The sequence below is a fragment of the Coprococcus sp. AF21-14LB genome, from assembly GCF_003458885.1.
GTDB lineage: Bacteria > Bacillota > Clostridia > Lachnospirales > Lachnospiraceae > UBA9414.
On record NZ_QRVX01000003.1, the window covers coordinates 1 to 19117 of the forward strand.

Sequence of the window (19117 nt, forward strand, 5' to 3'; positions counted from 1 at the left end):
TTAATAATCGTATTGATATTTGCTAAAAAAAACATCTTTTATTGCGGCGTATGGTATTCATTTTATTCTGTTTTCTATAGTTCTATCAATAATACGACTTCTGATTCCGTTAGATATATACTGGGCAAAAATAATTGATTTGGATTATATTTTGCATCCGCTTGAAAAAATACTACTGTTTTTTCATACGGATTTAGAAGAGATGAAACCTGTTTTTCTGATTCTCTGGGGGAGTGGAAGCTTGCTTTTTTTCCTATATGTAAGTCGGACATTTGTTATGGACATTTACACTTTAAAAAAGTTGAAAAAAATCAAACCTGAAAAGACATTGTCATTTATAGAGGAATCTGAATTCGACAAAATTGATATAGTTATATCACCACAAATAAGTGTTCCAAAAGTATGGGGAATATGTAAACCACATATATATCTGCCAGATCTTGAGCTGGATGAATCAGAGTGGCGTTTGATAATTAACCATGAAATTCAACATATTCGTAATCATGATACATTAATTAAAATGATCATACTTGTGATTACAATGATATTCTGGTGGAATCCGATTATGCTGTTGCTTTGGAAAAAAATGGATCATTTTTTAGAAATGCGGTGTGATACCATGTTGCTTAAAAGTGCATCTAAAAACGAAAAAGTTTCATATTTGAATATGATTATAAAAGTTTTGCGTCAAACAAATGATCACAGAGGAGAATTGGTTTCTAGCGCGTTGATTCATACTTCTGCATATCAACTGACAAAACAGAGATTTGAAAGTATTCTTATGGATGTAAAACGGAAAAGAGGTAAGCGTTTTAGTTTTTATTTAATAATTTTTCTAATGTTTCTATCGTCGTATTTTATAATCTTACAGCCGCGCTATTTGCCGGAAGAAGATGAGATTTATGAATCTTCGACATATGATTTTATTTATACACAAAGGATAATAAGTATTTATTTTTTAAAGACGGAAAACTCTATGATTTTATTTATACACAAAGGATAATAAGTATTTATTTTTTAAAGACGGAAAACTCTATGAAGAACTAACAAAAGAAGACATTAACGGAAAACTCTATGAAGAACTAACAAAAGAAGACATTAAGGATGATAAATACAAAGATATGGAAATTATTTCTGAGGAGTAAAGTGTCTGTGATGATAAAAAAATATAAAAAACTATTTCTGTTTATTTTAGTTTTAATTAGCATTATGGAAAATGTATGCGTTATTATGGCAAGAGAGAATTTAACTAGTTCCGTTTCATACAGGAATAGTCGTAAAGAAATATCTGTAAAAAATAAGCGTACAGAAGAAACACGTTGGTATTATCGGATGAATAACGGTGTTCGAGAAAAACGTTTGTGGTCTATAACACGAGGGGAATGGCTTACTAATTGGATACCGGTATAAAATAAAAGGCTATTGATAGATGCTGCCGGATAATTTAAGGAGGGATATGTATGAAATACAATCGTAATAATGCAGTAAAGGGTTATCTTCTTGTGTCACCGTTACTACTGGGGTGCCTTGTGTTTTATGCAGTCCCTTTTTGCATGATGCTCTGCTATTCGGTAAAGAGCAGTGCGGGGAGAAGCGCAACCTTTGTCGGACTGGAAAATTATCGGGAAATGCTGCAAAATGAAATGTTTCTGCTGGCATGTCGGAACACGTTGAAGTTTCTCATGATTGGACTTCCGCTGATTCTCCTTCTGTCTTATGTAATTGCGCTGATGCTGAAGAAATACGTTGGACGTTATAAAGTGCTGAAGTCAGTTTTAATGTTTCCGTATATTATGCCAATTGTCGGAACAGTGTTTCTCGTAGAGATGCTATTCGCGGAAAATGGAGCGTCAACAGATTTCTGGCTTTGGTTGGGGGAGGGCGTGAGAAGTGGCTGGAGACTTCTTGGGCGCTTGGTGTTGCAGTTATTTTATATCTCTGGAAAAATATTGGTTACAGTATAATCCTGTTGCTGTCAGGGCTTATCACGATTTCAGAAAATCAGTATTTGTCGGCGGAAATAGATGGGGCGGGAAGTTTTCAGAAGTTTCGTTATGTTACAACACCTCAGATGTGGCATTCTGTATTTTTTGCGCTGTTGTTTTCAATGATCAATGCTTTTAAATGTTTTCGGGAAATCTTTCTGATTGGCGGAAAACACCCAAATCCAGACATTTATATGCTGCAGCATTTTATAAATAACAGTTTTGAAAATTTTAATTACAACAAATTGTCAGTTGCATCGGTTCTTATGTTTGCGGTGATAACAATTGTTGTCGGTATTTTTTATAGTTGGATCAGGAGAAGGGAGGTATAGAAATGAAAAAAACATCTCTTCACATACTACATACGCTGTTTGCTTCACTTCTTGTAATGCTTTGTATTGTGCCGTTTTTATTAATTTTTGTCAGAAGCTTCTGGCAGCCGGGAAGTGGAATCTCTTTTCAGTCATATTATGATGTGTTTCTCGGAACGTCTCAGTATTTGATCCGTTTTTGGAGAAGTCTCGGTATTTGTTTCTGTATTGTGGCAGGGCAGGTAGCAGTATCTGTACTGGCAGGATTTGGTTTCGCAAAATATGAATTTGCCGGAAAACAGGCGATGTTTTTCTTTTTGATGATTTTGATGGTACTTCCTCTTCAGGTGACGCTGATTCCAAACTATATTATTCTTGACAGGTTGGATATTCTTGGAACAGATAAGGCGCTGATCTTTCCTATGATTTTTGTGCCGCTCGGAACTTTTATTATGACACAGAGTTTTAAAGCAGTATCTAATGAAGTGATTGATGCGGCAAAGCTGGATGGATGTTCGCTGATTCAGATCATTATTCGTGTAGCAGCGCCAATCGTCAAAGGAAGTATTGTATGTGTTGGACTGTTATCGTTTCTGGATGCGTGGAATATGGTGGAGCAGCCGATTGCATATTTAAAAGACTTTCAGAAATATCCGCTTTCAGTTGCACTTGCATATGCATCGGCAGAAACGCTTACACAGCAGCTCACAGGGTGTATTCTTGTATTCCTGCCGCCACTCTTTTTCTTTTCTTGCTTTAATAAGGAACTGGTAGAGGGGATTGTACCGGGGGAGGCGAAGTAATATGAGAAAAGTTATATATATGTTTTTGCCGGTAATTTGTGGATTAATTCTTTGTACATTTTTATCATTGTGGATTGAAGAACAGATGACAGCGCAGGTTATAGTCGCAGAAAGTAATAATGATGGAATATTAGAACTACCGTATTCGTCTTTGGAGACAGATGAGACAGGAGTGCATTTATACAAAGAAATAAAAGGCAGTGGCTGGAATTCAGGAACATATTTGGAAGAAGTTGCGCCGGAAGATTATCAGATAGTTGATGGTAAAGTTATAATTTCGGGAAGCTTTGAAAAATATATCGTTTATGCATCGAAACCGGTTATGCAGGGAACGCGTATTAGAGCAATTTCACAGATTGCAGGAAAGACAGAAAATTATTTGATAAAAGGAATGAGAGAAATTCCTGAAAATGGTTTGAATGAAAAAGAAAATATGTGGGACAAAGTCACTATATTAGCAGAAAATCAAGATGCTATGATGATTTCGTATCAAGGACAAAGTCCTTTTATTGAAAAGCAGCTGAAAGATGAACTAAATCTTTCAGAAAATGTGCGTATCTGGCATTTAGAAGATATTAGAAGTTTAGGAAAAAGTTTTCCACAGATATCAATTCTTTTGGCAATAAGCATCATTATGATTTTCCTCTGGATCGGCAGTTGGAGCAGTATAAAAAACTGTAAAAATAACAAATTCAGGATAAGCATTTATGGCGGAAGTGTTCTTTTTTTACTTGTTATATTTCAGAAGATCACTGAAAAACTTGCCCTGCCTTCAGCATTCTTACCGAGACAAAATATATTCGAACTAAGCTATTATCAAAAAGAACTGACAGAAGTATTTCAGGCATTAAGGCAACTTCAAAGCACAGAGGCGCTTAGCGTGATACAGGAGTTTAGTCAAAATAGTATCATATCAATTATAATGATAGGTATCGGAGCTGTAGCAGGAGTTATGTTGCTTGTAGGAAGAAAATGGTATCGGAAGAGAGGAGGCGGTATGTATGAAGAAAAAAAGTAAAGTATTTTTATTTAGCGTATGCGTATTTTGTGGGTTAACCGGATGCAGTAATAAAGAAACAGAAGAAAATGTAGTAACAGTTTGCACAGAAGAGAGTGTGAAAATGCATTTAGACACGATTGCAAAATTGTGGGAAAAACAAAATAAAGGAACAAGAATAGAATTTCTTGTTTTACCTCCAAATACTGCGGAAAATGAAATCAAGCTCTCTGAATTACGGACGGAAATTATGTCTGGTGAAGGTCCGGATATCTTTATTTTGTCCGGTATCAATCCAATGGCTTCTGAGAAACAGAATGTGCTATTTCCTAATCCGGAAAAAATCATGTACACAGATACATTTTTGCCATTGGACGAGTATATTCAGGATGCGAAATATATGAATTTGAATAACTGGAATTCTACAATTATGAAAGCAGGACAGACAGAGGAAGGACAAGTTATTTTACCACTTTATTATGAATATGGGCTTTATGCATATCCGGGAGAGATGGAGGAAATGATCCGGGATTTTCCTGATAACTGGAATGATCTTATGAATACCGAAAATGAGATGCTGCAATGCGACTTACAAGGAACGATGATGGTACAGTTTCGATATGCTGTGGGGGAAATTGCTGATTATGAGAAAGAAAAGCTTTTGTTGTCAGAGAATCTGTTGGAAGAACAACTTGAAAAAGCGATTAATTTTAAGAAAGAAGGCTTAAAGCTTTTAGAAGAACAAGGTGCGGAATATAGGAATAAAGTGTTGGTTGGACCATATTTAGATCATACTGTCGCGTTTTTAAAGGGGGAGAGAAATACATCGCATGCATTATGGCCGGTAAAAAATATTGACAGTGGAATTACCGCGAATGTAACGCTGTACGCTGCAGTAAATAGAAATACAGAACAACCAGAAGAAGCATTTTCATTTTTGGATACATTGTTGAGTGATGAAATTATGACAGGACAGGGCATGAAAGAAAATGACATTGTATATGGTGCGGGATTTCTGGCGGAAAAGGATCAATTCCCGGTGCATGAAAATGCTTTAGAAAAAAAACTGGAAGATATAAATGCTCAAGATGCGAACCAGATCAGAGAAATGAATAAACAAATTGAAACGGTAAGATTTTATTCTGATATTGAAAAAACATTGGCGGATTCGTATATGGAGGCTGCACATTTTAAACCGGAAGATCATATGACAATGAAAGATTTTGCGAAAAAGCGTTATGATCTGATGAAAATGCAATTGCAGGAATAGTAGAAGAGCGCCGTAGCAGATCCAATAATGGATTCTACGGCGCTTTATTTGTTAGATTCGGCTGAGCCGGCTGTTATGGTATTCGCCGGAAAATGTTACGTCTTCTCCAAACCATTTAGGCGGAGTGAAGCTGTTAGCGGAAGTTTCGTCCGGAAATTCCACTTCTGCCAACATAAGCGGCGCAAGATCGCCTCCGAATATGTCAAGTTCGATTGTTAATTCATTTGAAAGAGGAATCAGATAACGTTTTTTTATAATGAGACGTCCGTCGATTTTCTCACGCAAATGCATGTAGGAGTCTTTTGTAAGGGGAAGATTATATTCTTCCCGCACCATAAGCCCTTTTGATTTATAAGTTAAGATATATTCATCGTTATCGCGGCGGATACGGACAACCGGTTCGGTGGATAAGTACCCTTGTTCGATTATATGGTGCGGATAGTTTTCCAGATTCTCAGGGAGAGTGTGGATAAGATATTTGCGTTCGATTTCCATTGGCTGAATCTCCTTTGACAATTAGCTGATGTCTGATATTTTCTACCAGAGTATCATAATACAGGACAAAGGAAATGTAAAGGAGAGAAGAACCGGGAAGCACAAATGTCCTTTTACTTGAATTTTCTAAGTGGCTTTGGTAAAATGCAAGATAGATTCTTTTTCAGAAAAGCATAGAAAATGCGGTGAGACAGAGGTGGAAAATGAGGAAAATAAAAAGATTACAGAAATTTGCCGGAATGATTCTTATGCTGTTTTTTACTGCAGGAGCGCTGACTGCCTGTGGGAAGGCATTTGATGCAAAAGGATTTGTAGAAGCGAAGCTGGATCAGATGTTTCAGGGGGATGTGACGAAGGCTTTGACTTTTACGGAGAAAGAAACGAAAGCGGATCTTGAGAAGGAATACGAGACAGAAATTATTTCATTTGTTGATCGCAATATTATCGGCGGAATGCAAGTCAGTGAAGGGATGCGTAATGATTTTATTGAGGTATGCAGACAGATTTTTCTCGTAATGCGTTATGAGGTAACAGAAGTTGAAGAAACGGGAAAACATGAATATGAAGTTTCTGTAGAGTACGAACCGGTGGACGTATTTCCTAAATTTGTAGCAGGAGTGCAGCAGGACTCGGAAGAGATCATGCAGAAAGCAAAAAACGGAGAGTACAAAGGGACAGAGAAAGAAATCAATGAACAGATGCAGACAGAGTTTATCAGACATTCTTATGAACTTCTGAATACCTATTGGAAAGAAATCAGTTATGGAGAAGAAAAGACGCTAAAAGTAACGGTTGCGAGGAATGAAAAGAAGGAATATGCTATTGCAGATGAAGATCTTGATGAATTAATCGTAAAAATACTGCGTTTAGATGAAATTCAAGACTAGCATTTTGAAAGACTTTATGATATACTAATTCAATGATTGCGAGTATGTATATTTGGCATTAAGTACGGCTGAGCAGCAGCCGGAAAGCATATATTTTAAGGAGGAAACACTAAAAATGAGTTTACAGGTGGAAAAATTAGAAAAAAACATGGCAAAACTTACAATCGAAGTTTCAGCAGAAGAATTTGAGAAAGCACTTCAGGGTGCATATAACAAACAGAAGAAAAACATCAGCCTTCCGGGATTCCGTAAAGGAAAAGCTCCTCGCGCAATGGTAGAGAAAATGTACGGAGCAGAAATCTTCTTTGACGATGCAGCAAATGCTCTGATTCAGAGAGAGTATGCAAAAGCATATGATGAAGCAGATATCGAGATCGTTTCTCAGCCGAAGATCGAAGTAACACAGATTGAAAAAGGAAAAGCTTTCATCTTCACAGCAGAAGTAGCAGTGAAACCGGAAGTAACACTTGGAGAATATAAAGGACTGAAAGTAGATAAGACATCTACACGCGTAACAGCAAAAGAAATCGAAGAAAAATTAACTCAGGAAGCTGAAAAGAATGCAAGAATCGTTGAAGTAACAGATCGTGCAGTTCAGGATAAAGATGATGTTGTTCTTGATTTTGAAGGATTTGTTGACGGCGTTGCATTTGAAGGCGGAAAAGGCGAGAACTATCCGCTGACAATCGGATCAGGAGCTTTCATTCCGGGATTCGAAGAACAGCTGATCGGAGCAGAGCTTGAGAAAGAGACAGAAGTAAATGTAACATTCCCGGAAGATTACCATGCAGAAGAATTAAAGGGCAAACCGGCTGTATTCAAATGTACAGTACATAAGATCAGCGTAAAAGAAGTTCCGGAATTAGATGATGAATTTGCAGCAGAGATTTCTGAATTTGCAACATTAGAGGAATTAAAAGCTGATACAAAAGCAAAGATCAAAGAGCAGAAAGCTGCTGACGGCAAGAGAAAAAGAGAAGACCAGGCAGTAGAAAAAGCAGTAGAGAATGCGCAGATGGAGATTCCGGAAGCAATGATCGATACAGAAGCGAATCAGATGGCAAATGATTTTGCACAGAGAATTCAGCAGCAGGGACTTACAATGGATCAGTACTTCCAGTTTACAGGTGTGACAGCAGAGCAGATGATAGAAGAACTGCGCCCACAGGCTCTTAAGAGAATCCAGACAAGACTTGTTCTTGAAGCAATCGTTGCAGCAGAGAACATTGAAGTGAGCGAAGAGAAGTTCATGGAAGAGATTGAGAAGATGGCAAAAGCTTACGGAATGGAGCAGATAAGCTGTTAGGATTCATGGGAGACCGTGAGAAAGAGCAGATGAAGCAGATATGGCTGTTCAGGAAGCTGTTACATTCGTTGCTGAGAATGCAGTAGAAGAGTAAGAACCGTTTCAAATTTGAAATGTTTATAGAAAGATGGAGGCAGATATATGAGCGTAATTCCTTATGTCATTGAACAAAACAGCCGCGGAGAGCGTTCTTACGATATTTATTCCAGACTGTTAAAAGAGCGTATTATTTTTCTTGGAGAGGAAGTAACAGATGGATTGGCGAGTGTAATTGTGGCGCAGCTCCTGTTCCTGGAAGCAGAAGATCCGGATAAGGATATTCATATGTATATTAACAGTCCGGGAGGATCTGTTACAGCAGGAATGGCAATTTATGATACAATGCAGTACATCAAATGTGATGTATCTACAATGTGTATGGGAATGGCCGCAAGTATGGGCTCTTTCCTGTTGTCAGGCGGTACAAAAGGAAAGCGTCTTGCACTTCCGAATGCAGAGATTATGATTCACCAGCCGTCCGGCGGTGCGCAGGGACAGGCAACAGAGATTCAGATCGCTGCAGAGCATATTATTAAAACCCGTCATAAGTTAAACACAATTCTGGCTGCAAATACGGGACAGCCGCTGGAGGTAATCCAGAGAGATACAGAGCGCGATAATTTCATGAGCGCTCAGGAAGCAAAAGAGTATGGATTGATTGACGAAGTTGTTACAAGTCGTTAATCTTACACACTGGGAGTTGTTCTCTTAGAGCAACTCCTTTGTGTCTATCAATAGAAATATGGCTGAGGTGAAGAAATGGCAGCGAAAATAGGAGACACTGTGAGATGTTCTTTTTGCAACAAACCACAGTCCCAGGTCAGAAAACTAATTGCGGGACCGAATAACATATTTATCTGTGATGAGTGTGTGGAAATATGTTCCGAGATTATTGAAGAAGAATTTGAATACGAAGAAGATAATATTTTCGATGATATTAATCTGATGAAACCGGAAGAAATCAAAGCGTTTCTTGATGATTATGTCATCGGACAGGATGAGGCAAAGAAGGTTCTGGCAGTTTCTGTGTATAATCATTATAAGCGGATTATGGCGGAGCGGGATCTCGGTGTAGAACTTCAAAAGAGCAATATCCTTTTGCTTGGACCGACAGGATGCGGTAAGACGATGCTGGCACAGACGCTGGCAAGAATGCTTAACGTACCGTTTGCAATTGCAGATGCAACTGCACTGACAGAGGCTGGCTATGTCGGAGAAGATGTGGAGAACATTCTCCTGAAACTGATCCAGGCAGCAGACGGCGATATCCAGCGTGCAGAATATGGAATTATTTATCTGGATGAGATTGATAAGATTACAAGAAAATCCGAAAATCCATCTATTACAAGAGATGTATCCGGTGAAGGTGTGCAGCAGGCGCTTTTAAAGATTCTTGAGGGAACTGTTGCATCAGTCCTCCGCAGGGAGGAAGAAAGCATCCGCATCAGGAACTTATGCAGATTGATACGACAAATATTCTGTTTATCTGTGGTGGAGCATTTGAAGGAATTGATAAGATCATTGAGACGAGAACAGATAAGAAGTCCATTGGATTCCAGGCGGAAGTCGGATCGAAACTGTCGAGAGATATGGACACAGTCTTGAAAGAAGTGATGCCGCAGGATCTTGTGAAATTCGGAATGATTCCGGAGTTCGTAGGACGTGTTCCGGTTGTTGTGACACTGGATCTTCTTGACCGGGAGGCACTGCTTCGGATTCTTCAGGAGCCGAAGAATTCTATCGTGAAGCAGTATCAGAAGCTAATGGAGCTTGATGGTGTAAAACTTGAGTTTACACAGGAAGCGCTGGAAGCGATTGCAGATATCACAATTTCCAGAAAGACCGGAGCAAGAGGACTTCGGGCAATTATGGAGAAGGCGATGATGGATACCATGTATAAAGTACCGTCAAATGAAAATATCAGTTATTGCCGAATTACAAAGGCTGCTGTAGAAGGAACAGGAGAACCGGAATATTCTCCGACAGCAGTAGCAGCAGGCGAAAGCGCATAAATGACATGTCAGGCAGGTACTTGTGTGAATAAGTGCCTGCCTGTTATTACGATAAAAGCAACAGAGAGGAGATACTTGGATGAGTGAGCAAAAAAAGATCCTGCCGGCGGTGGCGCTGCGCGGGATGACGGTGATGCCGGAAATGGTGGTACATTTTGACATCAGCCGTGAGCGGTCTGTAAAGGCAGTTCAGGAAGCGATGCTTAATGACCAGACGGTATTTCTCGTGACACAGAAAAAAATAGATACCGACACACCGGATCAGGAAGAGCTTTACAGTGTCGGGATTATTGCGAAAGTAAAGCAAGTATTAAAAATGCCGAAAAATGTTCTCAGAGTACTTGTAACCGGAGAACAGAGGGCACGGCTTGTAAAATTAGAGCAGACAGAGCCGTATCTGACTGCAGAGATTACGCCGTTGGAAGATTATGTTCCGGATCTTGGCAGTCCGGTAAATATTGAAGGGATGATTCGCGGGTTAAAAGATCTGTTTATGGAATATGGAGCGAAAAGCCCTCGGATTACGAAAGAGCTGGCTGCAAGAATTGTGGCGATCAAAGACTTAAAAGAACTGATCGAGCAGATTTCAGCAAACCTTCCGCTTCAGTATGAAGAACTTCAGCAGCTTTTGAATGAAGACGATTTGATGAAGCGCTATGAGATGCTGTCGCTGAAGCTTGCCACAGAGACGCAGATTATGGATATTAAAGAAGAGATCCAATACAAAGTAAAGGAGCGGATTGACCAGCATCAAAAAGAATATATTCTTCGGGAACAGTTAAAGTTGATCCGGGAGGAACTGGGCGATGAGGCAGCACTGTCAGATGCGGAAGAATTCGAGGAAGCAACTGAGCGGCTGGAAGCTCCGGAGGAAGTCAAAGAGAAGCTGAAAAAGGAAATTAAACGGTTTAAAAATACAATCGGGAGTACCGCGGAGAACGGTGTCATCCGAACATATATTGAAACGATGCTTGAGATGCCGTGGAATCGGGCAGCCAAAGACAGCACGGATCTTAAGTTTGCAAAACAGGTTCTGGAAGAAGACCACTACGGATTGGAAGAAGTGAAAGATAGAATTCTGGATTTTCTTGCAGTTCGTGCCTTGACGAAAAAGGGAGACAGTCCGATCCTTTGCCTTGTGGGCCCGCCGGGAACCGGAAAGACATCTATCGCCAGATCACTTGCAAGAGCATTAAAGAAGCCGTATGTGCGTATTTCACTTGGCGGCGTCAGAGATGAGGCGGAAATTCGCGGACACAGAAAAACTTATGTGGGAGCAATGCCGGGAAGAATTGCCAATGGTCTTAGAAGTGCCGGAGTAAAAAATCCGGTCATGTTATTGGATGAAATCGATAAAGTCAGCACAGACTATAAGGGCGACACATTTTCTGCACTGTTGGAAGTTCTTGATGGAGAGCAGAATGTGAAGTTTCGGGATCATTATCTGGAGGTTCCGGTAGATTTGTCAGAAGTATTATTTATTACGACGGCAAATACGCTGCAGACGATTCCAAGACCGCTGCTTGACCGTATGGAAGTAATTGAAATCAGCAGCTATACAGAAAATGAAAAAATGCATATTGCCACAGAGCATCTTGTGCCAAAGCAGATTGAGAAAAACGGTCTTTTGCCGGAGCAGTTGAGAATTAGCAAAAATGCGCTTTGGAAAATTGCCGAAAGTTATACAAAAGAAGCAGGAGTGCGTCAATTGGAGCGGCTGATCGGGACGATTGCAAGGAAAACAGCGCGAGAAATTATGGAACAGAATAAGAAGACCGTTCGCGTAACAGAACAGAATCTGACACATTATCTTGGCAAAGAAAAATATCATACGCAAATGAAAAACGATACGGATGAGATTGGTATTGTGCGCGGGCTTGCATGGACAAGCGTTGGCGGAGATACGCTTCAGATTGAAGTAAATGTAATGCCGGGAAAGGGAGAAATCCAACTGACAGGGCAGCTTGGAGATGTGATGAAAGAGTCTGCCAGAACCGGAATCAGCTATATCCGTTCGATCAGCGAGAGCCAGGGAATCTCAGAGGACTTTTTTGAAAAGCATGATATTCATATTCATATTCCGGAAGGTGCAGTGCCGAAAGATGGACCGTCTGCCGGAATCACTATGGCGACAGCGATTTTTTCAGCGGTAACTGAGCGGAAAATCAGAGCAGATCTGGCAATGACAGGAGAGATTACGCTGAGAGGGCGCGTCCTTCCGATCGGTGGATTGAAGGAGAAGCTTTTGGCGGCAAAACAGGCTGGAATGAAGACGGTGTTTGTACCGAAGGAAAATCAGCCGGATGTTGAAGAATTGTCACAGGAAATAACAAAGGGATTGGAAATTATTCCTGTCTCTCAGATGAAGGAAGTGCTGGAAAAGGCACTTGTACAATAGGAGCAAATATGGTTATAAAAAGTGTAAATCTTGAGACGGTGTGCGGAATTACGAGTACACTTCCTCAGAATGATAAGATTGAAGTTGCATTTGCAGGAAAATCAAATGTAGGGAAATCCTCTTTGATTAACGCCCTTTTAAACAGAAAGTCTTTGGCGAGAGTATCTGCCACACCGGGAAAGACACAGACGATTAATTTCTATAATATCAATGAAGAAATGTATCTTGTAGACCTTCCAGGTTATGGATATGCAAAGGTATCTGAACAGGAAAAGATTCAATGGGGAAAACTGATCGAACGCTATTTAAACAAATCCCAGCAGTTAAAAGCAGTATTCCTGCTTGTGGATATCCGTCATGCGCCGTCGGCAAATGATGCAATGATGTATGAGTGGATTGTGAGTCAGGGATATCATCCGATTATTATTGCTACAAAGCTTGATAAAATCAAGCGGAGCCAGATTGCAAAGAATGTAAAGATTCTAAAAGAAGGTCTGCATCTTGTTCCGGGAACAAAAGTCATTCCATTTTCTTCTGAGACAAAACAGGGAAGAGACGAAGTGTGGGAATTGATTGAGAGGGAGTTTTTAAACAAAGCAGAGGTGGAGTAACGTGGAAAACAAACGTCCATACTGGAAAGTGGCGGTAAGTCTTGCCGCCAGTCTGATCGCAACCAGCATTGTAATTGTGGCGGGAGTGAAGCTTTTGAGCTTTTTTCTTCCGTTTGTGATTGGCTGGCTGATCGCACTTTTGGCATACCGGCCGGTATGCTGGTTGGAAACAAGGTTAAAAATGAAAAAGAAATTCGGTTCAGCTCTGATTGTTGTAGGAGTGTTGGCAGCCATTGTACTTTTACTGTACTGGGGGATTTCGAAACTTGTTGTGGAGGTGGGGCGTTTTGCCCAGGATGTACCGGCCATGTATCAGGATCTGGAAATGGGACTGCGGCAGATTGGAAATGACCTGGCAGGGCTTTATGAACGTCTGCCGGAAGGAATCCAGAATGGCTGGCAAAATATGGTGGAGAATCTTGACAGCTATATGGGAACGCTAATCAGCGCTATCAGCGAGCCGACCGTAGAAGCAGCCGGAAATCTTGCTAAGCGGATTCCGTCCATGCTTGTTACGGTAATCGTAACAATTATGTCAGCGTATTTCTTTATTGTAGACAGAGAAGAAGTACTTCAATGGTTGATCCATGTATCGCCGGAGTCTATTCGTAAGAGGATGGCGATGGTAAGTCACAATTTCAGATATGCCATTGGAGGATATTTCCGGGCACAGCTGAAAATTATGGCAGTTGTCGGAGTGATTGTATTTTTTGGACTGACGATTATGGGAGTGAATTATACAATCCTTTTGGCGATTCTTATTGCGCTTGTCGATATGCTGCCATTTTTTGGTACAGGTACGATTTTGATTCCGTGGATTATTTATAAGTTTATGGTTGGCGGTTATAAAATGGCAGCAGGACTGTTGATTTTATATATTGTGACACAGGTTGTCCGCCAGGTAATTCAGCCAAAGCTTGTAGGAGACAGTATGGGCTTGAATCCGATTGTGACGTTAGTATTACTCTATATTGGATATAAAGTCGGAAGCGTAGTCGGACTTCTTCTGGCAGTTCCGATTGGCATGATTGTGATTAATATGGTAAAGGCAGGAGCTTTTGACTATATTATTGATGATGTGAAAATTCTTGCAGAAGGAATCTTGAGCCTGCGGGAATAACAGGAGAAAACTATAACAGAGAAAATAAATGAAAAAGCTTACAGCAGTGAAATGAAAATCATTGCTGTAAGCTTTTTGCGTAAAAGGATGATTGCTAAAAGATTTATATATTGACATATATCTCTATATATGCTAATCTACTAACAGATAGATAAATATCAATATATAAAAGCGGGTGGATAGAGGCAATGAAAGAAAATTTTGTCAAAGAAGCAAAGGTTTTTAAAGCCTGAGCGATGAGAATCGGTTAAAGCTGCTGGATTATCTTAGGGGCGGAGAAAAATGTGCCTGCAAGCTGAATGAAATTGTAGATGTCAGTCAGCCTACGCTGTCTCATCACATGAAGATTTTGTGTGACAGTGGCTTAGTCAAAGGCCGTAAAGAAGGAAAGTGGATGCATTATTCTATTGATCAGGAGGTCAGTGATGAATTGCAGCAGATGCTCCGAGAAATCTTTCAGAAGAGAGAATTCCCGGAGGAAGTTCAGATTTATGGCTGTCCAGGCATAAAAAAAGAGGGAAGGACAACAGAAGGAGAGGAGAAAGAAACGATGGAAGAGATGAGAACAAAGTTATATATTTTGACCGGATTTCTTGGTTCCGGTAAGACAACGCTGCTTCAGAACGTATTGCGGACACTGGAAGGAAAGAAGATCGGAATCATTCAGAATGAGCTTGGGAAACTGGGTATTGACGGAGAAATTTTAAGAGACGATGATATTAAAATGGTTGAAATTAACCGGGGATCTATTTTCTGCTCCTGTCTGAAGTTGTCCTTTGTACAGGCACTTGCAGAAATGTCAGCTTATGACTTTGACTATCTGTTTGTAGAAAGTTCAGGATTCGGTGATCCCTCCAATGTGAAAGAGATTTTAAGAGCAGCAGCACAGATTTGTGAAAAACAGTATGATTACAGCGGAACAATCTGTCTGGCAGATGCGGTGAATTTTGAAGAACAGATTGAGAAAGAAGAAGGTGTTTACCGTCAGATTAAGCATGCCCATGCAGTTGTCATTACGAAAGTGGATTTGGTCGATATGGATGTGCTTCTAAGACTCAAACAGAAAATTCGGGAGATCAATCCGGTATGCCGTATTGGTATCAGTTCGATAAATGATCTTTATGCAGAGTTTTTACAGGAAGATCTGATGCAGTTCGATTGGGCAGAAGAGGAAGAAACGACAAACTCTATCGAGACAAAGCCAAAAACATTGTTTATGAATTTTGAAGGAGAAGTTGATCGGGAGAAGCTGGAAGCGTTTCTGGAAATGATTCAAAATGATGTACACAGGGTAAAAGGATTTTTCCGATTAAGCAACGAAGGATGGAATCAGATTGATGTGGTAGGAAAACTTATTGATTATAAACCATGTGAAGAGAAGGAAACTTCACAGCTTGTGTTTATTTCTAAAATTGGTCCAACTTTAATAAAGGAATTATTTCATGCATGGGAGCAGACGGTCGGTGTTCCGATGCAGCTTCGCAATTAGATAACAGGAGGAAGACAGATGGAAATTAAAGTAATTGGTGCAGGATGCAAAGAGTGTGATACGCTCTATGCAAATACACTGGAGGCAGCAAAAGAACTGAAGGTATCTGTTACGGTAGAGAAGGTGGAAGACCTGCTGGAGATTGTAAGGCTTGGAGTAATGGCGGCCCCATCTCTGATGGTAGATGGAAAAGTGATTGTCAAAGGTCAAGTGCTTTCTACAGCAAAGCTTGTTGAAAAATTGAAAAAATGTGCAAACGAAGCATAGCGTGGGAAAAGAGGAATTGATATGAGGGAGATTGGATTATTTTTTCAGAATCAGATACTTGGAATGCATTGGCTCAAAGAACTGATCCAAAATCTGCTGGAGCTGGCAGGAATTTCGGCACAATCGATCATGGGAGGAATGTTGAATTTCTTTTTCTATGATCTGATTAAAATATTTATTTTGCTGTCAGTACTGATTTTTGGAATTTCCTATATTCAAAGTTATTTTCCGCCGGAGCGCAGTAAGAAGCTGCTTGGAAGATTTCAGGGACTCAAAGGGAATGTGATCGGTGCTTTGCTCGGAACCGTAACGCCATTTTGTTCTTGCTCTTCGATTCCGATCTTTATGGGATTTACAAGCGCAGGACTGCCCCTCGGAGTGACTTTTTCTTTTCTCATTTCCTCTCCAATGGTGGATCTTGGTTCTCTTGCACTTCTGATGAGTATTTTTGGCGGAAAGATCGCACTCGCCTATGTGATTGTTGGTCTGATTGTGGCGATTATTGGAGGAAGCCTGATTGAAAAGCTGCATTTAGAGCAGGAAGTAGAAGACTATATCCGACAGGCGGCGAGCATGGATGCAGAACTTCCGGAACTGACAGTCAAAGACCGGCTGGAATATGCGAAAGAGCAGGTAAAGTCAACGATACGAAAAGTAGCTCCGTACATTTTTGCCGGAGTAGCAATCGGCGCAATGATCCATAATCTCATTCCGGAAACCTGGATAGAACAAATTCTCGGAGGCAAACATGTTTATTCAGTGCCGCTTGCAGTTCTTGTAGGAATTCCTATGTACGCAGATATTTTCGGAACAATTCCGGTTGCAGAAAGTCTTTTGATGAAGGGTGCAGGTCTGGGAACAATACTGGCTTTCATGATGGCAGTCACGACATTATCCCTTCCGTCTCTTGTAATGCTCAGCAAGGCAGTGAAGCGTAAACTGCTCCTGGTTTTTACGGGTATCGTTACGGGAGGGATTATTCTTGTGGGATATCTCTTTAACGCAGGGGCATGGTTTTTCCTTTCCTAAATAAAGAATAGATACTTTCTATAAGTCTGAATGATATATTAGTTTTTTGAATTAGTCACAGAAAGTTGTAAATGCTACAATGAAAATAGCATGATGTGAATGAGAATACAAATGACAGGAAAGGAATAGAGACAAACATGGAAATTATTAAAGAGCTTCCGGAAATTTTTGAGGAATTTGCAGAACAGAGAAAGAATTCATTTTTAGCAATGAAACAACTGAAGGACAAAGGCGTGCCGGTAGTCGGTGCATATTGTACATATTTTCCACAGGAGATTGCGCTGGCGATGGGAGCAGCTACAGTAGGCCTTTGCTCCACATCTGATGAGACGATTTCTGAAGCGGAGAAGGTACTTCCAAAGAATCTTTGTCCATTGATCAAATCCAGTTATGGTTTTGCAGCTACAGATAAATGTCCATTTTTCTACTTTTCAGATGTTGTAGTAGGCGAGACAACATGTGACGGTAAGAAGAAAATGTATGAATATATGTCGGAGTTCAAAGATGTGTATCTTATGGAGCTTCCAAATTCTCAGAGTGAAGATGCACTTGTACTCTGGAAGAAGGAAATGATCAAATTCAAAGAATATCTTGAAAAGAAATTTGAGACAACGATTACAGAAGACCAGATTCGCGAAGCGATTAAGATGAACAACCGTGGAAGACGTTCTCTCAGAAAATTATATGAAGTGATGAAGCATGATCCGGCTCCGATCAAAGGTCAGGATCTCTTTAAAGTACTGTACGGAAGCGGATTCAAGTTTGACCGTTCAAAGATTCCGGCAGAAGTAGATGCACTTGTCGAGAAGATTGAGAGAGAATATGCAGAAGGAAAGATGGAAGAGAAGAAACCGCGTATTCTTGTGACAGGATGTCCGATCGGAGGAGCAACAGAGAAGGTTATCAGAGCAATTGAAGATAACGGAGGAATTGTTGTAACATATGAGAACTGCGGCGGAGCAAAATCTATTGATAAGCTGGTAGATGAAGAGAATCCGGATGTTTACGATGCACTGGCTCGCCGGTATCTGGATATCGGATGTTCTGTTATGACACCGAATCCAAACCGTCTGGAACTGCTTGGCAGATTGATTGATGAATATCAGGTAGATGGTGTTGTCGAAATGGTGCTTCAGGCATGTCATACATATAATGTGGAAGCTTACGGTATCCGCAGATTTGTGAATGAGAAGAAAGGGATCCCATATATCGGAGTAGAGACTGATTATTCACAGGCAGATATCGGACAGTTAAATACAAGAATTGCAGCATTTATTGAGATGCTGTAAGACAGAGAGGTTATTTGGAATGAATTATGTAGGAATTGATATTGGTTCAACTGCGTCAAAAGTTGTTGTCAGAACAGGCGGAAAAGAACTGCATTTTGTGATGCCGACAGGATGGAGCAGTAAGGAAACGACACTGGTTATTCAAGACAGACTTCAGGAAGCCGGAGTAGATGTGCTTGCAGATGATACAAAAGTTGTTGCCACCGGTTATGGACGTGTGGCAGTAGATTTTGCGGATTATGTAATCACAGAGATTACCTGTCATGCAAGAGGCGGACGGGAACTCGGAAGTACGGACTGTGCTGTTGTTGATGTTGGAGGTCAGGATACGAAAGTGATTCTTCTGGAGAATGGAATGGTGTCAGATTTCCTAATGAATGATAAATGTTCCGCAGGAACCGGAAAATTTCTGGAAATCATGGCGAACCGTCTTGGTGTAACACTTCAGGATCTGTTTGCTCTGGCAGCAAAAGGAGAAGTGATTCCGATTAGTTCGCTCTGTACAGTTTTTGCAGAATCAGAAGTCATTAACTATATTGGAGAAGGAAAGAAACGAGAAGATATTGCAGCTGGTGTTGTAGATTCTGTTGCTTCAAAAGTAGCGCAGCTCTGTCAGAGAAAGAATCTTCCGGAGGAAGTCATTTTGACAGGGGGATTAAGTGACAGTGAGTATTTTACTGAAGTGCTTTCCGGAAAGATCGGACGTAAGGTAAAGAGAAATGAATTCGGGCGGTTTGCCGGAGCGCTTGGTGCGTCACTGCTTGCCGAAGAAAAGTCAAGAAAAAAATAGCATAGAAACTTTATGTAGG

General features: G+C 40.4%; 18 protein-coding genes and 3 pseudogenes. 20 read left to right on the forward strand and 1 reads right to left on the reverse strand.

Annotation, left to right across the window (positions count from 1 at the left end; genetic code table 11):
• Window positions 1-139 precede the first annotated feature (139 nt).
• The 7 genes from DWX73_RS01165 (at window position 140) to DWX73_RS01190 (ending at window position 5366) form a co-directional block, all read left to right on the forward strand.
• Window positions 140-1003 carry a M56 family metallopeptidase gene (locus DWX73_RS01165; protein WP_158556804.1) on the forward strand — a complete coding sequence of 288 codons (864 nt, stop codon included), beginning with the start codon at window positions 140-142 and terminating at the stop codon, window positions 1001-1003.
• Between the two features lie 149 nt (window positions 1004-1152).
• Window positions 1153-1410 (forward strand): hypothetical protein, encoded by a 258-nt coding sequence (locus DWX73_RS01170; protein WP_147334765.1) that lies wholly within the window; start codon window positions 1153-1155, stop codon window positions 1408-1410.
• Between the two features lie 50 nt (window positions 1411-1460).
• Window positions 1461-1964 carry a carbohydrate ABC transporter permease gene (locus DWX73_RS13475; RefSeq protein ID WP_158556805.1) on the forward strand — a complete coding sequence of 168 codons (504 nt, stop codon included), beginning with the start codon at window positions 1461-1463 and terminating at the stop codon, window positions 1962-1964.
• Window positions 1868-2317 (forward strand): carbohydrate ABC transporter permease, encoded by a 450-nt coding sequence (locus DWX73_RS15705; RefSeq protein WP_158556806.1) that lies wholly within the window; start codon window positions 1868-1870, stop codon window positions 2315-2317. The genes DWX73_RS13475 and DWX73_RS15705 overlap by 97 nt, the downstream gene beginning before the upstream one ends.
• Window positions 2318-2319: 2 nt before the next feature.
• On the forward strand, window positions 2320-3099 hold the full coding sequence (locus tag DWX73_RS01180) for a carbohydrate ABC transporter permease (protein WP_118346316.1): 780 nt from the start codon (window positions 2320-2322) through the stop codon (window positions 3097-3099).
• A gap of 223 nt (window positions 3100-3322) precedes the next feature.
• The gene (locus DWX73_RS01185) at window positions 3323-4117 is read left to right on the forward strand and encodes a hypothetical protein (protein ID WP_147334766.1); all 795 of its coding nucleotides are present in this window, start codon (window positions 3323-3325) and stop codon (window positions 4115-4117) included.
• Window positions 4101-5366 (forward strand): extracellular solute-binding protein, encoded by a 1266-nt coding sequence (locus tag DWX73_RS01190; RefSeq protein WP_118346318.1) that lies wholly within the window; start codon window positions 4101-4103, stop codon window positions 5364-5366. Before DWX73_RS01185 ends, DWX73_RS01190 begins: the two co-directional genes overlap by 17 nt.
• A gap of 51 nt (window positions 5367-5417) precedes the next feature.
• On the opposite strand, the gene DWX73_RS01195 is transcribed toward DWX73_RS01190, so the two are convergent.
• Window positions 5418-5861, reverse strand: coding sequence for a CYTH domain-containing protein (locus DWX73_RS01195; RefSeq protein WP_118346319.1), 444 nt, complete (start codon window positions 5859-5861; stop codon window positions 5418-5420).
• 203 nt (window positions 5862-6064) lie between these two features.
• Between DWX73_RS01195 and DWX73_RS01200 the strand changes: the two genes are divergently transcribed.
• The 13 genes and pseudogenes from DWX73_RS01200 to DWX73_RS01255 all read left to right on the forward strand — a co-directional run bounded on the left by DWX73_RS01200 (window position 6065) and on the right by DWX73_RS01255 (window position 19098).
• The gene (locus DWX73_RS01200; protein WP_118346320.1) at window positions 6065-6748 is read left to right on the forward strand and encodes a hypothetical protein; all 684 of its coding nucleotides are present in this window, start codon (window positions 6065-6067) and stop codon (window positions 6746-6748) included.
• Window positions 6749-6863: 115 nt separating this feature from the next.
• Window positions 6864-8148: pseudogene (tig, locus tag DWX73_RS01205) on the forward strand (trigger factor).
• A 47-nt stretch (window positions 8149-8195) separates the two neighbouring features.
• Entirely contained in the window at window positions 8196-8777 is a 582-nt protein-coding gene (gene clpP, locus DWX73_RS01210; protein ID WP_118346321.1) for an ATP-dependent Clp endopeptidase proteolytic subunit ClpP, read from the forward strand.
• A gap of 75 nt (window positions 8778-8852) precedes the next feature.
• Window positions 8853-10105 (forward strand): annotated as a pseudogene (gene clpX / locus DWX73_RS15375) (ATP-dependent Clp protease ATP-binding subunit ClpX).
• 79 nt (window positions 10106-10184) lie between these two features.
• Window positions 10185-12503 (forward strand): endopeptidase La, encoded by a 2319-nt coding sequence (lon, locus tag DWX73_RS01220; protein WP_118346322.1) that lies wholly within the window; start codon window positions 10185-10187, stop codon window positions 12501-12503.
• 8 nt (window positions 12504-12511) lie between these two features.
• Window positions 12512-13114: a ribosome biogenesis GTP-binding protein YihA/YsxC gene (gene yihA, locus DWX73_RS01225; RefSeq protein ID WP_118346323.1), complete on the forward strand. Its 603-nt coding sequence runs from the start codon at window positions 12512-12514 to the stop codon at window positions 13112-13114.
• A 1-nt stretch (window position 13115) separates the two neighbouring features.
• Window positions 13116-14234: a sporulation integral membrane protein YtvI gene (gene ytvI / locus DWX73_RS01230; RefSeq protein ID WP_118346324.1), complete on the forward strand. Its 1119-nt coding sequence runs from the start codon at window positions 13116-13118 to the stop codon at window positions 14232-14234.
• Between the two features lie 256 nt (window positions 14235-14490).
• A pseudogene (locus tag DWX73_RS15710) lies at window positions 14491-14604 on the forward strand (ArsR family transcriptional regulator); the annotation flags it as partial.
• A gap of 180 nt (window positions 14605-14784) precedes the next feature.
• Window positions 14785-15723 (forward strand): CobW family GTP-binding protein, encoded by a 939-nt coding sequence (locus DWX73_RS01235; RefSeq protein ID WP_147611938.1) that lies wholly within the window; start codon window positions 14785-14787, stop codon window positions 15721-15723.
• An 18-nt stretch (window positions 15724-15741) separates the two neighbouring features.
• Window positions 15742-15990, forward strand: a complete 249-nt coding sequence (locus tag DWX73_RS01240; RefSeq protein WP_118346326.1) for a thioredoxin family protein — start codon at window positions 15742-15744, stop codon at window positions 15988-15990.
• A 21-nt stretch (window positions 15991-16011) separates the two neighbouring features.
• Window positions 16012-17019, forward strand: a complete 1008-nt coding sequence (locus DWX73_RS01245) for a permease (protein ID WP_118346327.1) — start codon at window positions 16012-16014, stop codon at window positions 17017-17019.
• Between the two features lie 137 nt (window positions 17020-17156).
• Window positions 17157-18308, forward strand: a complete 1152-nt coding sequence (locus DWX73_RS01250) for a double-cubane-cluster-containing anaerobic reductase (RefSeq protein ID WP_118346328.1) — start codon at window positions 17157-17159, stop codon at window positions 18306-18308.
• A 19-nt stretch (window positions 18309-18327) separates the two neighbouring features.
• Entirely contained in the window at window positions 18328-19098 is a 771-nt protein-coding gene (locus tag DWX73_RS01255; protein WP_118346329.1) for an acyl-CoA dehydratase activase, read from the forward strand.
• Window positions 19099-19117: the final 19 nt, after the last annotated feature.

Bases quoted from the DNA above. Each gene is read 5' to 3' on its own strand.
- DWX73_RS13475 (WP_158556805.1), top strand. From the start codon at position 1,461: ATGAAATACAATCGTAATAATGCAGTAAAGGGTTATCTTCTTGTGTCA.
- DWX73_RS01180 (WP_118346316.1), top strand. From the start codon at position 2,320: ATGAAAAAAACATCTCTTCACATACTACATACGCTGTTTGCTTCACTT.
- DWX73_RS01235 (WP_147611938.1), top strand. From the start codon at position 14,785: ATGGAAGAGATGAGAACAAAGTTATATATTTTGACCGGATTTCTTGGT.
- DWX73_RS01195 (WP_118346319.1), bottom strand. From the start codon at position 5,861: ATGGAAATCGAACGCAAATATCTTATCCACACTCTCCCTGAGAATCTG.
- DWX73_RS01250 (WP_118346328.1), top strand. From the start codon at position 17,157: ATGGAAATTATTAAAGAGCTTCCGGAAATTTTTGAGGAATTTGCAGAA.
- lon (WP_118346322.1), top strand. From the start codon at position 10,185: ATGAGTGAGCAAAAAAAGATCCTGCCGGCGGTGGCGCTGCGCGGGATG.
- DWX73_RS01190 (WP_118346318.1), top strand. From the start codon at position 4,101: ATGAAGAAAAAAAGTAAAGTATTTTTATTTAGCGTATGCGTATTTTGT.
- yihA (WP_118346323.1), top strand. From the start codon at position 12,512: ATGGTTATAAAAAGTGTAAATCTTGAGACGGTGTGCGGAATTACGAGT.
- DWX73_RS01245 (WP_118346327.1), top strand. From the start codon at position 16,012: ATGAGGGAGATTGGATTATTTTTTCAGAATCAGATACTTGGAATGCAT.
- DWX73_RS01200 (WP_118346320.1), top strand. From the start codon at position 6,065: ATGAGGAAAATAAAAAGATTACAGAAATTTGCCGGAATGATTCTTATG.
- DWX73_RS01240 (WP_118346326.1), top strand. From the start codon at position 15,742: ATGGAAATTAAAGTAATTGGTGCAGGATGCAAAGAGTGTGATACGCTC.
- clpP (WP_118346321.1), top strand. From the start codon at position 8,196: ATGAGCGTAATTCCTTATGTCATTGAACAAAACAGCCGCGGAGAGCGT.
- DWX73_RS01255 (WP_118346329.1), top strand. From the start codon at position 18,328: ATGAATTATGTAGGAATTGATATTGGTTCAACTGCGTCAAAAGTTGTT.